The sequence below is a fragment of the Oxyplasma meridianum genome (genome assembly GCF_038024865.1).
Taxonomy (GTDB): domain Archaea; phylum Thermoplasmatota; class Thermoplasmata; order Thermoplasmatales; family Thermoplasmataceae; genus Oxyplasma; species Oxyplasma meridianum.
This window is the reverse complement of sequence record NZ_CP133772.1, coordinates 1,012,404-1,027,716: the sequence shown is the minus strand read 5'-3', so window position 1 is coordinate 1,027,716 and position 15,313 is coordinate 1,012,404. Positions and strand designations below refer to the sequence as shown.

Here is a 15,313-nt window from a genome sequence, read left to right as displayed (position 1 = left end):
ATCTTTGCTTCCTTTGCACATTAGGAGTTTTGAATATTCTGAAAGAGCCACTGGAGGGAATTGAACCCCCGACCTGCTGATTACGAATCAGCCGCTATGCCCCTAAGCCACAGTGGCATTAACCTACCATAACACTCAGTCATAAAAAATACTTGTTGAATCCCTGAGGGAATAAAAAGGTAAGAATATGAATATTCTGAAAATGTCTGATAAATTTAAATAAACCAACACAATTCGCTATAAAATGCCTCGGTAGTGTAGTGGCCTATCATACGGGCCTGTCGAGCCCGTGACTCGGGTTCAAATCCCGGCCGAGGCGTTTCATACTTAATGTGGTTAGCTGATCTGAAACCCCAAAAATGTTATCTCTTTTTTGCGGGCACTGGAAATTGCTTTTTTGTCAAATCTCTTTATGCACATCTTTGTTGTGTCAAATTTCTCATGCCTCATCATTAATCTTATGTCTTCTAATCAAGGACATTTTCATTAAGAAACATTGCATAAAAGGAACTGGCATTAAGGGCAGAGAATATTATTTCATTTGCGGCAGAAATCTGGTAGACCTTATGCCAGAGGTCTTCATAGGGGCATGGAAGAACCAAATGAGGTTGTGAACACTAGATTTGTAAGCCTTGACTTTTTGACCTTGAAGTAAGTTTGAAAATGCAACAATTATTGTAACGTATTGTAACGATAACATGTGATTTTATCTTACCGAAAAATATAATTTCTATATCGAAGGCTGAGAGATGAATCGTTATAAGATTTATCGATAAATCATGCCCTCCAAGAAAGTACAGTATCATTAAACGTGAAAAGAGAATAAAAAATGAAAAGATGAAGCAAATTGATGGGATCTGGCTATGGAAAAAGAGGAGTTCTTCCTTCAGAAAATAAAAATATCATGGTGATGGATCAATGAATATTATTAGTAAAATATTGGCATTCAGAGAGATCACAAGGGATCTGTTCCATCAAATAATTTTGGGCCTTAATAAAAATAAGTGAGGACAACCATGCTGGAGATTTCCAAGTGGTGAAAAACATGGGCAGAAAAATGATAAAATTTAAATTTGAGAAAGCCAAGAAAAACAGATAAAGGTTTCAGGAGAAAGCTTCCGAAAATCCTTTCATCGTAATATTGTATGTTCAGAAATCTGTGTTCGGATCTATGGAGCCTAAAAAAGTGAAAAAATGAAGGTTACGTCGGAGAGGGGATACATAAAATAGGTTTATGATAATTTACTGACATATTTTCGGATCTAGATATAATTATTTCCATTATTACGTTTCTATTTATTTTTCCACCCTTTTGACATTATCAAAAAATAGTTGATAAGTGTAAGAATTTAAAAATGAAGTTATATGTGAAGCTGACAACAAACCATAAAGGGGAACATTGGAAATAAATAATAAGAAACTGCCCCTGGAAACAAATCAGCAGATATCAACTAAAAGTTGGCATTGTCTAAAATAGAAAAAATCAATATTGGTTCATGCCAGTTATCAAATTCACAGAGTCACGAAACATAAGCCTTCCCAAGGGTTTCAGGCAGATAAGGAAAGACGATGTGAATAAACCATTCTCAAGCCATGATGTAAAAATGAGAGGCTATAACCCGGGCTACTTCTATCAGTGGAGTCTGGAATCTGACACGCTGGTATTGGTGAAAGAAGGTTCTTTTGGCTACCTTGATGGAATAATCCTTCTGAGGTTTATTCCTGGCAAATCACAACCTGATAAAATGATGATAGAAATGCTTTCAAGAAATTTTCAGTCTGGAAAAGCGAGTTCAGGTGTTGGAAATGAATTACTTAGGATCGCTGAAAATAATATTGCCAGTTCTCTTGGTGTTAAGGAGATAATAATAGATGCAGTTTCATCTCTTGTGGATTATTACACCAGTATGGGGTATGTGAAAACCGGAAAAGAGGAATATGACCAGTACTGGGGGAATATTGTTTATATGCACAAGTATATCAACAACCATTGAATCTGTTAGCACCTTTTTGCGCAATTCAATCGAGCCTGTAACTCAAAACGAATAAATAGAACTTAATAATGATTATTCAAGGTGAAGTGTATTACAATAAATTTTCTTTCAAAAAATGGGGATTTTGAAAAGGGTGGCAGAGTACTAAATCCTATTGTGTCAAGCTCTAAAAATTCAGATTTCCCAGATCAATTTAATAATCAAATCAATTCAGCTGAAGATTCTCTGGACAGTGTCATGGATTACGACAGAATTTTTTCTGTGGTGAAGAGATCTGTCAAGGCAGTTTTGGGAAAAGAGCGTTCAGGTCTTGGACTGGCACTTTCAAATCTCCCTGTAACTCTTGGGGCATTCTGGCAGGTGGGTGGCAATTACATAGTGATGAATGAGGTGCTTGTTAAGGCAATGTCAATGTTGACTACAAGTACCAGGGAATTCAACTCATTTGTCTACACAATTCTCACTCATGAGTATCTCCATTCAGTAGGCTACATAGACGAGTTCCAGGCAAGGCAGATGACTGCATTTGTTGCGAAGCATACCTTTGCTGGTAACCACCCCGCAGTGATAATGAGCACAGGCGATATCTGGAAACAGTATCCGGATCTGCTCTCACTGCAGGGTGGGGATGGATCAGTACTTAAAATAATAAGTAGATTTGATACAGAGAGTACATCTTACATAGCATGAGAAAAAATGGTTTCAATGTATTTTAAAGAATCCGTTTATAGATCAAGAGTAGATAGGGTAATGAGGTCCATGGAACAGGGGGGAGTTGATTTCATGCTAATTCCCCCAGGTCCAAACTTTTTTTACCTCACCGGATTGGAGACAGAATCCATGGAAAGAATTGCCCTTCTCATATTGGAAAAGGATTCTGTGAAAGTAATATGTCCGGAATTGATGAAAGAACAGATTCTTGAGGAAACCTGGGTAAGGGATATAATTTCCTGGGGCGATGATACAGACCCTTATATGTTGGCAGGCCAAATGCTTAAAAACAGCAAAAATACTGCAATTGAGGGAAATCTTCCATATTTTCATTACAAAGCAATGAGAAAATACATCAATGGCCTTGAATCAGACGCAGATCAAATAATGAACAGTTTAAGAATAGAAAAGGATGAGGGTGAACTTGCTGCAATAAGGGAGGCGGTAAGAAGATCTGAGAGATCACTTCAGAATTCTATTGGAGAGATTAATGAGGGAATCACTGAGAAGAAATTCTCCACAATACTGGAAGAGGAGATGCAGGAAAATGGACTTGATTCTCCCGCTTTTTCCTCCATAGTAAGTTTTGGAAAAAACGCTGCATTACCCCACCACAGTCCAGATGGGACAAAACTGGTAAAGGGAGATTCAGTTGTCATAGACTTCGGAGGCAGATACATGGGGTATGCCTCAGATACAACAAGAACATTTTTCTTTGGGAATCCAGGAGAAGAAATGATGAATATTTACGAAGCTGTCAAGCAAGCAAATCAGAAAGTAGAAAAGAAAATTGACCCACAGACCACCTATTCATCCATGGATGCAATGGCCAGATCAGTAATAGATACTGCTGGGTATGGAGATCGCTTTATACACAGACTGGGGCACGGACTGGGTATTTCTGTTCATGAGGAACCATATCTTGTGCCAAAGAACACCCACATGGTCATGAAAAACTCGGTGTTTACAGTAGAACCAGGCATATATATTCCTGGCAAAGGTGGAGTGAGGATAGAGGACACAAACTATTTCGATGGTTCCACCTGCGTTTCCTTCAACAAACTGAAGAAAGACCTCTTCATTATCTAATTGGAAGCGTAATTTTTTATGGAGTTATATAAATGAAATCCATAAATGTAAAAGTTTCTCATGGAAAAGGTGGAATTAGCGAAGAAGAGGGATTTATAAGAGTACATACCATGGAGCCCAGGGAGAATAACAGGGCGAACATTGATGTCAAGAGACAGATTTCAAAATATTATCAGGTTCCCTTTACATGCATAAGGATAATATCCGGTCAGAGATCAAAAAACAAAATAGTTGAAATCGATTTATAAAGATATACTGAAAGAAATGCCTGGAATAAAAATTTGCACAAATATACAGATTTCTGAATTTAATCTGTTATTTACCACTATATTTTTATCCCCTTTGATATTGTAATTTATCAATCAGGTTGATCTGTCACTGAAGGCGGGAAATTTAACTATGTGCCTTTAGTTCACAGACTACATTGTCCAAGAAGCTTTCTTAACACATGTGCCGTAAACTTATGGTCAATGTTTCTACCGAAGGTTCATTTTTCGTCTTCCTTATTGCTAATAATGGTTGAAATAATGTATAAAACCTCCCATCTTAGACTATATCCATATTGTCAGGCATTATTCCTACACACTATTTTATAATATAAGATATAAGATATATAAGATATAAGAAAGAAACTGGCATGGAAATCTTTCTGAGAAACGCAGCGTAATGGAGTATACAGCATTTGCCATTCAGGCAGATCAACCACCATACATTTTCCTGAATAACGGTGATCTGCACATAATAAATATGGTGGAAAGTGACTGTAAGGGGAAATAAGTTAATTAAGGTGTGAAAATTCTGTCATCTTTGCCAATCTGTCTCGTGGCAGAATAAAGCAGTCCTATGGAAATAAGCACCAGCAGGGCAAGCAAGAGAGAAGTTCTGAACGTTGTTGCTGGTGTCAGGGTAAGGGAAAGAAGCGTTCCACCAACGGCACCTCCCAAAAATTCACCAATGTATTGAAGTGTGCTGTATATTCCAATATTTGATCCATAACTTCCGGAAGGGGAGAGCTTTGTAACCAGCGTAATGAAAACGATCTCAAATAATGCATAACCTGCAAAGAAAAGTGTCAGGCCAATATAGAACAGTAATCTAATTCCCGTAGTAACCGGCAAATAAAAAAGGAGGAATACAGAAGAAAGGAAGAGAACCAGTGTTATAAAGGAAGCCATAACTGACTTCCCTCTGTCACCCAACCTTGATAAGGATAAACCTATGATTCCACCTACAAGCAGCGTAGGTAACAACACCGTATAGTAGCGGGAGATTCCAATTGTATTCGATATGTATAGCGGGAGGAAAAAGAATACCACCATTACCAGAAAAGAGGCAGTGAATCCTATCCCACCCATTAAGAGAGTGGACACTGTGGCCTTCTGGCGGGATTTTATTTCATAAGGTTTTTTCTCCTCCTTTACCTTTATAAGTGGAACAAGTGACGCAACACCAAGGATTGCTGAAAGAAGAAAAATGAAAGAGCTGCCGAATATCTGGCTTATAACTGGCCCTATGAGGATACCGAAAACTGAGGCAATGCCTATAGGTATGCCTATGACTGCCATTGCAAGATTCCTTTTCTGTACAGGAACAGATTCCTGGACAAAGGCAAAGCCAGTGGAGCTTATGGCTCCTGATCCAGAAATGAACCTGCCTGCAATGAGCCCTATTATGTTTGAAGGGGACCAGCAGAGGAGATTTCCAACAATAAAGGGAATAGTACCGATTGCAATGATCTTTTTCCTTCCAAACCTGTCGGAAAGGTTTCCAAAAAGTGTCTGGAATAGTGCCATGGCAATTCCGTAGGCGCCAAGTGCTGCACCTATCAAGAGGGGAGATGAAGAAAACTTTTCCCCGTAGAGTGTAAATGTGGGAAGTATGAGAAAAATACCGAGAATCCTCAGGAATTCAATGAAACCAATGGATCCAAGAAGAAGTCTCTGTTTTGAATCAAAACTTTTCATCATATATGTACAGCCACGAATTACTTGTGAATATAGATTATTAGCGCAGGATTGATCCTAAAGGCATATATCCATGTTGAAAATCAGATAAAATGGTTCTTAACAGAGTATATATGACGCCTCATGGTGATGAGATTATTGACCTGCCCAATCAGGAAAGCAGGGTTTTGAGTGAAAAACTGAGGGATCTTGCGGAAAATGACACTTCAGACGTTCTGGTTGTACTTTCACCACACGGAGTAAACCTGTCAAAAAACATAGCTGTTGTGAATACGGAAAATTTCCAGGCAAATACTCCGTTAAAAGACAAATATCTGTATTTCAATGCTAAAAATGAAAGAGTGCTAACGGAAAACCTCATAAAATCTGCGCCTGACATAACAGAGGAACTCAAATTCGTGACATATTCTGGAGATCTCTCCACATTCCCATTGGATTTTGGGTCCAGCATACCTCTATACTTCTTTCGCCAGAGAAACATTGTCCTCGTAGGGCAGTCTAGAATCGGAGACCGGGATAAACTGGTGAATTTCGGGAGGACCCTGTGCAGAGTTGCCGGTGAGTATGAAAAGAAAGTGAGCATTATTATCAGTGCAGACCAGGCTCACACACATTCGGAAAAAGGTCCGTACGGGTACTCTCCCAATGCAGAGAAATATGAGGAGGTTGTGAAACACTGCTTTCAAACAGGATCATTTGATGATCTTTACAGAATAGATCAGATGATTGTGGATACGGGAAAACCGGACAGCTTCTGGAATCTGATGGTTATGCATGGAATCCTGCAGGAATCAGGAAAAAAGATGCATTTGGACTACGCTTATGTGGAGGTTTATTTCGGAATGATGCTGGCCCACTCTCTATGACATCCATCCATACATTTCGAAAAGGTTTCTAGATAAATTATCTAAATAGTTTTTGCATGTCATTTCTGTTTTCTGAAATAACTGTTGATCCTTTCCACTCCTTCCCTAATAGTCTCATCAGAGGTGGCAAATGATATCCTAAGATGTTTCTCACCCTGTTCTCCGAAAGCTGATCCAGGGGTTACAACAACACCTTCCTCATCCAGAAGATGGGAAGAGACTGTTTCAGAATCCTTTCCTTCATACCCAGGAAAAATGTAGAAGGCACCTTCAGGTTTTCTCACTTCAAGCTGACCACCTTCTGTAATAAGTTTATAAATAAGATCCCTTCTTTCCCTGAATTTCTCTCTCATTACCGCAGGGCTCTTTTCATCCACGAGTGCCTCAAGAGCAGCATACTGGGAAATTGATGCGGCACAGGTAATGGTCTGCTGCTGGATCTTGTTTGAAGCCTGGATAATATCGGCAGGACCGGTCATATAGCCAATTCTCCATCCCGTCATGGCGTGGCTTTTGGAGAAACCGCTAACTGTTATTGTGTGATCTTTCATATCGGGAATAGATGCAGGAGAAAAGGGCCTTCCCTCAAATATTATATCTTCATATATCTCATCTGAAACCAGGTAAAGATTGTTCTCAAGTACAAAGTCAGAAAGTTCCCTAATCATCTTCTCTGTGTAAACTTTTCCTGTTGGATTGGTAGGATTGCTGAATACAATTGCCCTGGTTCTTGGATTCACAACCTTCCCCATTGCGTCAAAATCAAAATCATAATTTTCATCTGTACCTATAGGTATGACCTTTCCACCGGCAAGCCTTACAATATCTGGATAAGAAACATAATAGGGCTCCGGGAGAATAACCTCATCACCGAATTCCAGGATTGACATCAGTGCAAGGTTTATGGAGAATTTGGTTGGTGTTACCAGTATGTTCTTTGGATCCGCTTGGATTCCATTGAACTTTTTGAACTTTGCTGAAATAGCCTCCCTCAATTCCGGGATCCCCATTGAGGATGTATAGTGTGTTTTCCCCTTCTTTGCCCACTGAAATCCGGCGTCGATGATGTTTTCAGGAGTTGTAAAATCCGGCTCACCGATCCCAAAATTGTAAATTTTTTTTCCGTTCCTTGCCATTTCAGCAGCTTTGTTGCTGGAGGCCACTGTTTTCGATTCTGATATTGCACTGAGTCTTGAAGATACCATGATTATGGATTAATAAAGGTATTAATAAAACTTGACAGCAAATCTCAGACAGATCCAATCATGTTTAAAAACATGGCAAAGATATTGGATGGATAATGATCAACAGAGAATACGCAAAACAGATCAAGAAGTTGATGCCAAACAGAGAATCAGCCAGTGATCCCAACAGTCCAGTGTCAATGTGGAAGGAGATGGATCGGTTGAGAGGATATCCTGAGCCCACCAGTGTTGTCATTTTCAGGACAAAAGGCTGTTCATGGTACAATTTCTCATCATGTTCCATGTGTGGCTATTTTAACGATGTATCAAGCAGCATAAAGGAGGAAGACCTGTACAAACAGGTTGATTACGCATTCAGGTCGCTGGGAGAAACCAGGATACTGAAAGTATTTACTTCCGGAAGTTTTCTTGACCCGCTTGAAGTACCCATTGGGGTCAGGGATTACTTCATGGAAAAAGCAGAGGCTAACCTTGACAAGCTGCTTGTGGAATCAAGGACGGAATATATCAATGCCAGGAATCTTTCTGGCATCAAGAATTATGGCGTTGATATCAGAATAGCAATTGGGCTGGAGAGTTCCAACGACACAATCGTTCGGGAATCCATAAACAAAGGTTCCACATTTGCTAAATTTGTTGAATCTGCCAGAGTATTGAAAGATCTTGGGCTTGAACTCAGGACATATCTGCTTCTCAAGCCTCCTTTTGTATCGGAGAAAGCATCTGTAGAGGACATGATTAGATCAATAAAGGATGTTTCAAACTTAACAGATGATGTGTCTATTAATCCAATGAATATACAGAAAAACACAATGGTTGAGAAGTTGTGGAAAAAAGGCCTATACCGTCCCCCCAGACTCTGGAGCATTGCTAGAATACTTCTGGAGAGCAGGAATATGGGCACGCAGGTGATTTCCTACCCCACAGGTGGAAACAAGATCAGAGGGGCACATAACCAGGAGGATTCCATTGAACTTCTCAACCTCATATTCAGTGCTTCACTTACGCAGGATTTCAGTGATCTGGAAACATTTTACAACAATTCAGACAAGAGTTCATATTTTAACGACCTCTGTCTAGAGGACAGCATGGTTTTTCAGCAGGATCTAGACAGGATGGTTGACAGGCTTGGTGCAGCCTCCATGACGGTTTAGGTTGCGTCCCTGGTCATTTGTATTGGAAGGTTATTGCATGGGATTGAAATTAAAGGATCTTGGAGAAAGGAAAATAATAGACAGGATATTCTTGTCATCGGGGATAAAGCAGGAGAAGGATGACTGCGCGGTTATAAAATTAAAAGGTCAGAATATACTGATATCTACGGATAGTGTCTCGCTCCCCACACATTTCTTTCCTGAAGTTACCCCTGAAACCATGGGGTCATTCCTGGCTGCAATAAACCTGAGCGATATTGCTGCTATGGCTGGAGAACCAGATTCTTTCCTCCTTTCCCTGCAGGTTCCGGACGATTACCAGTATTCATTTCTGGAGGAATTTGTTTCCGGGCTTACCAGAATTTTAAGGTCATACAAAACAAGGCTTGACGGAGGGGATACAAAGGAAGGGACTTATTTTGAGGCTACAGGCTTTGTAATGGGATACCAGAAACCAAAGAGAACCCTCTATCGTTCAAGGATAAGGAAAAACCAGGTACTCTGCACCACAAACAAAATGGGAAAGGCAGCTTCAGGATACATTTTCTACAGATCTTCATACAGAAAAGAACTGGCGCTGAAACTTATGTATGACATCAGGCCAAGAATAAAGGAGGCATCTCTCATAGCCGAATATGGGGGGAAGTTCATGATGGACCTTTCCGATGGCCTTTACTCATCCATAGGCCAGATGAAAAAAGACTACGGCATAGGATTGAGGATAGTGGAGGACGAACTTCCACCCGACTCCCATGTAAAAAAAGCTGCAGACCTTTCCGGCGCCACTCCTGCAGATGTCATGTGCAGATTCGGGGGTGACTATGAGCTTCTTTTCACAATTGACAACTCTGATTACCGCGATTTCAAAGATGCGATGGAATCAAACAAAGTCCAGGTATCATATATAGGGGACACATGGGAAGGTGAAAACATGATGTTTGACGGTGATAAATGGCATATAATAGATGATCCGGGATATGAGCATTTTTCTCCAAAACCAAAACTTGGGAGGATAGAATAAGTTGTTTTTAGCAGGTTTAAGCTCATTTTCTCATTTTATTCTTTATGGAAAAAATACTTGCCCTGTGAATTTTTATTAGGTTCAGGGTTGAAATGGAATTTACATCTAAAAAGGAAAACCTGCTTGAAACTATAGAAAAGCTGCACAGAGAAAGAATTGGAATTATGGAGATCAGGAAAAACAGTCCAGAACTCTATGATTATTACCAGGAATGGCTGACAAAGATGGAAAGGAAATTCATGATTAAGTACATGAGAAAGTATGGTAAACGGCACTCAATAAGGAAACTTTTGCATTCCTAATCCTTGGTTTCAGAAATTTTTTAAAATTAACCTGGCTCGATTCCATTATTATTCATATGTTTTCTGATAAACAATATATATAAACTGTACCTTAGGGAAAATTAAAGTATGGTACCATGACTGAAAACATTTACGGACCGGTGGATCCAAACAGATCATATTTTGCAATAACAGAGGAAGTACTGAAATTATGGAAATCCGAGGGTCTCATTGACCTCGCTTTGAACTCTTCAAAAGGGGGGAGTAATTTCATTTTTCTCGAGGGGCCTCCAACAGCAAATGGGCGCCCTCATGCTGGACACGCAATGACCAGGACTGTAAAAGATACAGTGATAAGATACAAATTCATGAAGGGTTTTTCAATACAGAGGCGTAATGCAGGTTGGGACTGCCACGGACTTCCTGTTGAGCTTGAAGCGGAGAAACATTTCGGCTTCAAGACAAAGAAGGAGATAGAAGAATTTGGAATTGAAAAGTTCAACGACTACTGCAGGGAGAGCATTTTTAGATACATCGAAGAATGGACTCAGGTGGATGATCTCCTTGGTTTCTGGATCAATCACAGTAATGCCTATGTCACCATGAGGAACGATTACATTGAGAGCGAATGGTGGGCAATGAAGTCCATGTTCCAAAAAGGGTTACTTGTAAAGGACTACAAGATAGTCCCATACTGCCCCAGATGTGAGACATCACTGAGCTCACATGAGGTCTCACAGGGGTACGAAGAGGTAAGGGACCCATCAGTATATGTTAAGTTCAAAGAATTCGGGACAACCAACCGTTACTTCCTTGCATGGACTACAACCCCATGGACTCTGCCTGCAAACGAGTTCCTTGCTGTCAATCCGGATTTTGAATATTCACTTGTAGAATTCCAGGGAGACCAGTATTATATAGCAAGCAAACTGGCTGAAAAGGTATTGGGAAAGGATATCAGAGTGATCAGCACCTTTAAAGGGTCAGAACTCAATGGACGCAAGTATCACCAGCTTATGGATTTTCTGGAAAAACCTGAAGGTACAATGATGGTGGTCACCGGAAGTCATGTCACACTGGATGATGGGACTGGAATAGTCCATACATCCCCTGCCTTCGGTGCCGATGACTTTGAAATAGGGAAAAAATTTGGTGTAAGTATTCTCAATCCTGTAAATCTCCAGGGAAGGTTTGCATCTCCAGGCATGCCATGGGATGGCATGTTCGTGAAAGACGCAGATGTGGAGATAATGAAATACCTTAAGGGCAAAGGGCTTCTTCTTAAAAACGAAAAAATTCTGCATACCTACCCATTCTGCTACAGATGCGGGTCTCCCCTCCTATATTATCCACTGGATACCTGGTTCATAAGAGTTTCAACAATTCGCCAACTGCTCATGGAAAACAACCAGAAGATAAACTGGATTCCTCCTTTTCTGAAGGACGGAAGGTTTGGCAACTTTCTTGCTGAGGCCAAAGATTGGGCTTTGAGCCGAAACCGCTACTGGGGCACTCCACTCCCAATCTGGGTATGCGAAAATGGGCACAAATACGCCGTTGGAAGCAGGGAAGAAATAGTCAAAATGGGGGGAAAAGTACCTGAGGATCTGCACAGACCATTCATAGATGATGTTGTGATAAAATGCAACATTTGCGGTTTAGGCATGAAGAGGGAACCCTATGTAATTGATACATGGTTTGATTCCGGCAGTTCACCCTACGCAGCCGAGCACTACCCATTTAACCATGAATTTGATCCGGATGCTTCAGTTCCAGTGGATTTTATAACAGAAGCAATAGATCAGACAAGGGGGTGGTTTTACACCATGCATGTAATATCATCCCTTCTATTTGGCAAAAATGCATACCGAAATGCATTCACAATAGACTTCATACTTGATGAACAGGGGCGGAAAATGAGCAAGAGTAAGGGGAATTCAGTATTTGCTCTTGATCTTATAAGGGAATTCGGGGCAGATCCGGCAAGGCTGTTCTTTTTCCAGGGGGCTCCATGGAAACCAAAGATGCTTGACAAAAAATTCATAAGAGATACTTCAAGAAAAATTCTGGGAACAATTTCAAATATATATTCTTTCTTCGCTTCAAACGCAAACTTGGACGGATACAGATATACTGGCTTAATTGAATCCAGAAATATGCTTGACAGATGGCTTCTGTCAAAGGTGAATTCTACAATCCAGTCTGTAGTGAAAAACATGGAAAGCTTCGATATTCATCTGGCACTAAGAGACATAGAAGATCTTATCGACAGGTTTTCAAACCTTTACCTTAGGATCTCAAGGAAGAGATTCTGGTCTGATGATTTCAACCAGGAAAAAAAGGCTGCATATTCCACACTGGTATTTTCTATGGATATGATTCTGAAGATGCTTGCTCCCATCGCTCCATTCTATTCGGATTATATGTACAGAAAGATTTTTAATAATGGAGAGAGCATACATCTCCAGTGTTATCCAGAGTCAAACGATTCGTTTATAGATCTGGAACTTGAGAAGTCTCTTGAAAACGCATATATATCACTGGAACTGGTTAGAAGATCCAGGCAGGATAGCAACATAAAGAACAGGCAGCCATTGAAAGAGATTCTCATAAGGTCTACGCAGGAAATGGACAGAGAAGTGCTGGAGATACTTAAGCCGGAGATGAATGCTAGAGAGGTGAAATTCATAAGCGAGAAGGAGAGGCCTATGGATATGAAACTGGAACTGGTTCTTCAGAAGGCTGCACCAATACTCAGGGGAAAGACAAACAGCGTGAAGAATGTGGTTGAGAACGGGGAAAAATTCGTGGAGGAGTTTCTCAGAGATGGATGGGTTAAGGTTGATGGAGAAGTTTTAAGCGGTGATTTGCTGAAAATAAAAGAAATCCCAAAAAATGGCTATGCGTATGCAAAGGATGACAGGTCTGGCACAGAGGTGTTCATAAATCTAAATCTGGATGAAAAGCTTGAAGCAGAAGGATTTGCAAGGGAAATCATAAGAAGGATACAGGTTATGAGGAAAGAGGCAGATCTATCATATGATGCAAGAATTGAAACAGTCATATCCCCCGGCGAACGGCAGGATCTCAGTCTGAAGTACTACAGGGAAATGATCAGCAGCGAGACCCTTTCCTCAAAAATTACAACAGGCAGCATTGAATTCGGAAAGGAATGGGACATAGACGGTGAAAGGGTAAGGATATCAATAAGGAGAGTCTGAAGGGTTGGAATCAGCTATGGCAAGAGCATTTGTTGTTGGGAGATTTCAGCCATTTCATAATGGTCATCTGGAAGTGATCAGATCCATCCTGAAAGAGAATTCATCCGTTATAATAGGAATAGGGAGTGCTCAGTACTCTCACACTCTTAAGGATCCATTCACTGCAGGAGAAAGGCACCTTATGATCACCACAACACTTGAGAAGGAGGGCCTCTATGATTATTATCTGGTCCCAATTGAGGATGTCAATTCCAATCCCCTATGGGTGGCTCACGTTGAATCGCTGACGCCTAGATTTAACCGAGTTTATACCAACAATTCACTTGTCAGGAGACTTTTTTTGGAAAAAGGATACGAGGTCACTTCAATGGGACTTATAAACAGGGAATCCTGGTCAGGTACCAGGATCAGGGAAAAGATGATAAATGGCCAAGACTGGAAAAAAGATGTGCCTAAAAGTGTTGCAGAAATAATAAATGAGATCGACGGAGTAAATAGAATCCGGGATCTTGCAAAAACTGATGAAGACGCATGATCTAAGGGGAATAGATCATTTCTTCAATGACCTTCTGATCTACCAGTATATGATCAATGATGCAATATTCATCGGGCTGGTGAGCAACATTCTCCATGGTTGTGCTCCATACGGCTGCATCCATGCCTCTCCTTCTAAAGAAGGCGGCACATGTCCCCCCTCCTATTCCTACGACTCTAGGATCTTTTCCCTTGACCTTTCTTATGGCCTCCTTAAGTTCCATGACAACCGTTGAATTTTCGTCTGTTGGATTCGGGGCCTGTTCTTTCTGGAACAGTTCGTATGAAACCTTAGCCTTGCTTGTTTTGTTGAAATTATCTATGAGGGCTTCTATGTCTTTTATAACCTGATCCAGATGGTATTTTGGCAAAATCCTGCAGTCCACATACTGAACCTCTACACCTGGAATTGTGTTCACATTGTCAACATTCTTTTCATGTTTTGTAGGTTCAAAGGTGGAATAAGGTGGATTGAAGATATCAGATGTGTCAGTATATTTAGAATGAAGCATCTCATCCAGCTGAAGTATGAATTTCATGGTCTCTCTGTTTGCATTTATTGCCTCAGCAGGCATACTGGCATGATACTGTTTCCCCATTGTCCTGAATTTAATCCAGAGAATACTTTTCTCAGCTATTTCTATTTCGAGGCCATCTTCTGTTCCGGCATCCGGGACAATGAAAAGGTCATCTCTCTTAAATATGTCCTTTTCAAGAAGGAAGCTTATTCCGTATTTACTTCCAACCTCCTCATCTGCCACGAAAGCCAGTCCAAGATTGTACTTCAGTTTCTCTTTTTTTAGGTTTTTCAAGATCAAAAGAGAAAGGAAAACTGCCTGGCCATCATCCGAAGACCCCCTTCCATATATTCTGTTGCCTTCAACTGTGGCCTCAAAAGGTTTATATTTCCAGAGACTCAAATCACCTTCCGGAACTGTGTCTATATGGGATATTAACCATAGTGTTTTTTTACAGTTTCCTACCTTGAGAATTACACTTGGCCTCACTATGTTGTGTTTGTCAGTTGTCTCATATTTTTTATAATCTGAATAGCCAAGTTCATCAAGAATCCTGCATATTTCCTCCGCTCTCCTCGATTCTCCATCTCCTCCGGATTCAGGAGATATGGATTTTATGGGGATTAATCTCCTGGCAACTTCTATCACAAAATCGTTGTCCACGCTTTTCTCTTCCGTATTGATCATGGTGAATAATGTTGCCATAAAAGAATAATTTATCGATTTGCTGTTACCGAATAACAGGCAACTGGTAA

At 40.4% G+C, this 15,313-nt stretch carries 13 protein-coding genes and 2 tRNA genes; 11 read left to right on the top strand and 4 right to left on the bottom strand.

Annotated features, from left to right (window positions below):
- Positions 1-45 precede the first annotated feature (45 nt).
- Positions 46-117 (bottom strand) — tRNA-Thr (locus OXIME_RS05355).
- A 129-nt stretch (positions 118-246) separates the two neighbouring features.
- Between OXIME_RS05355 and OXIME_RS05350 the strand changes: the two genes are divergently transcribed.
- From OXIME_RS05350 to OXIME_RS05330, 5 genes are all read left to right on the top strand, one after another.
- A tRNA-Asp gene (locus OXIME_RS05350) sits at positions 247-319 on the top strand.
- Positions 320-1,496: 1,177 nt separating this feature from the next.
- On the top strand, positions 1,497-1,994 hold the full coding sequence (locus OXIME_RS05345) for a GNAT family N-acetyltransferase (RefSeq protein ID WP_393970821.1): 498 nt from the start codon (positions 1,497-1,499) through the stop codon (positions 1,992-1,994).
- A 237-nt stretch (positions 1,995-2,231) separates the two neighbouring features.
- A complete protein-coding gene (locus OXIME_RS05340; RefSeq protein WP_393970820.1) occupies positions 2,232-2,684 on the top strand; it encodes a hypothetical protein in 453 nt (150 codons plus the stop codon).
- 15 nt (positions 2,685-2,699) lie between these two features.
- On the top strand, positions 2,700-3,794 hold the full coding sequence (locus OXIME_RS05335) for a M24 family metallopeptidase (RefSeq protein ID WP_393970819.1): 1,095 nt from the start codon (positions 2,700-2,702) through the stop codon (positions 3,792-3,794).
- Between the two features lie 32 nt (positions 3,795-3,826).
- The gene (locus OXIME_RS05330; RefSeq protein WP_393970818.1) at positions 3,827-4,042 is read left to right on the top strand and encodes a DUF167 domain-containing protein; all 216 of its coding nucleotides are present in this window, start codon (positions 3,827-3,829) and stop codon (positions 4,040-4,042) included.
- Positions 4,043-4,576: 534 nt separating this feature from the next.
- Here the strand turns inward: OXIME_RS05330 and OXIME_RS05325 are convergent.
- On the bottom strand, positions 4,577-5,761 hold the full coding sequence (locus tag OXIME_RS05325) for an MFS transporter (RefSeq protein ID WP_393970817.1): 1,185 nt from the start codon (positions 5,759-5,761) through the stop codon (positions 4,577-4,579).
- 89 nt (positions 5,762-5,850) lie between these two features.
- On the opposite strand from OXIME_RS05325, the gene OXIME_RS05320 reads away from it, so the two are divergent.
- Positions 5,851-6,624, top strand: a complete 774-nt coding sequence (locus OXIME_RS05320) for a hypothetical protein (protein WP_393970816.1) — start codon at positions 5,851-5,853, stop codon at positions 6,622-6,624.
- A gap of 59 nt (positions 6,625-6,683) precedes the next feature.
- On the opposite strand, the gene OXIME_RS05315 is transcribed toward OXIME_RS05320, so the two are convergent.
- Complete coding sequence (locus tag OXIME_RS05315) at positions 6,684-7,829, bottom strand: pyridoxal phosphate-dependent aminotransferase (protein WP_393970815.1); 1,146 nt, start codon at positions 7,827-7,829, stop codon at positions 6,684-6,686.
- 95 nt (positions 7,830-7,924) lie between these two features.
- On the opposite strand from OXIME_RS05315, the gene OXIME_RS05310 reads away from it, so the two are divergent.
- The 5 genes from OXIME_RS05310 (at position 7,925) to OXIME_RS05290 (ending at position 14,041) form a co-directional block, all read left to right on the top strand.
- Positions 7,925-8,983, top strand: a complete 1,059-nt coding sequence (locus tag OXIME_RS05310; RefSeq protein WP_393970814.1) for an archaeosine biosynthesis radical SAM protein RaSEA — start codon at positions 7,925-7,927, stop codon at positions 8,981-8,983.
- 37 nt (positions 8,984-9,020) lie between these two features.
- Positions 9,021-10,004 (top strand): thiamine-phosphate kinase, encoded by a 984-nt coding sequence (gene thiL / locus OXIME_RS05305; protein WP_393970813.1) that lies wholly within the window; start codon positions 9,021-9,023, stop codon positions 10,002-10,004.
- 92 nt (positions 10,005-10,096) lie between these two features.
- A complete protein-coding gene (locus OXIME_RS05300; RefSeq protein ID WP_393970812.1) occupies positions 10,097-10,306 on the top strand; it encodes a hypothetical protein in 210 nt (69 codons plus the stop codon).
- 116 nt (positions 10,307-10,422) lie between these two features.
- Positions 10,423-13,506, top strand: a complete 3,084-nt coding sequence (gene ileS, locus OXIME_RS05295; RefSeq protein WP_393970811.1) for an isoleucine--tRNA ligase — start codon at positions 10,423-10,425, stop codon at positions 13,504-13,506.
- A gap of 16 nt (positions 13,507-13,522) precedes the next feature.
- Positions 13,523-14,041, top strand: coding sequence for a nicotinamide-nucleotide adenylyltransferase (locus tag OXIME_RS05290; RefSeq protein WP_393970810.1), 519 nt, complete (start codon positions 13,523-13,525; stop codon positions 14,039-14,041).
- A gap of 1 nt (position 14,042) precedes the next feature.
- Here OXIME_RS05290 and OXIME_RS05285 read toward each other — a convergent pair whose 3' ends face one another.
- The gene (locus tag OXIME_RS05285; RefSeq protein ID WP_393970809.1) at positions 14,043-15,245 is read right to left on the bottom strand and encodes a M20 family metallo-hydrolase; all 1,203 of its coding nucleotides are present in this window, start codon (positions 15,243-15,245) and stop codon (positions 14,043-14,045) included.
- Between the last annotated feature and the right edge of the window lie 68 nt (positions 15,246-15,313).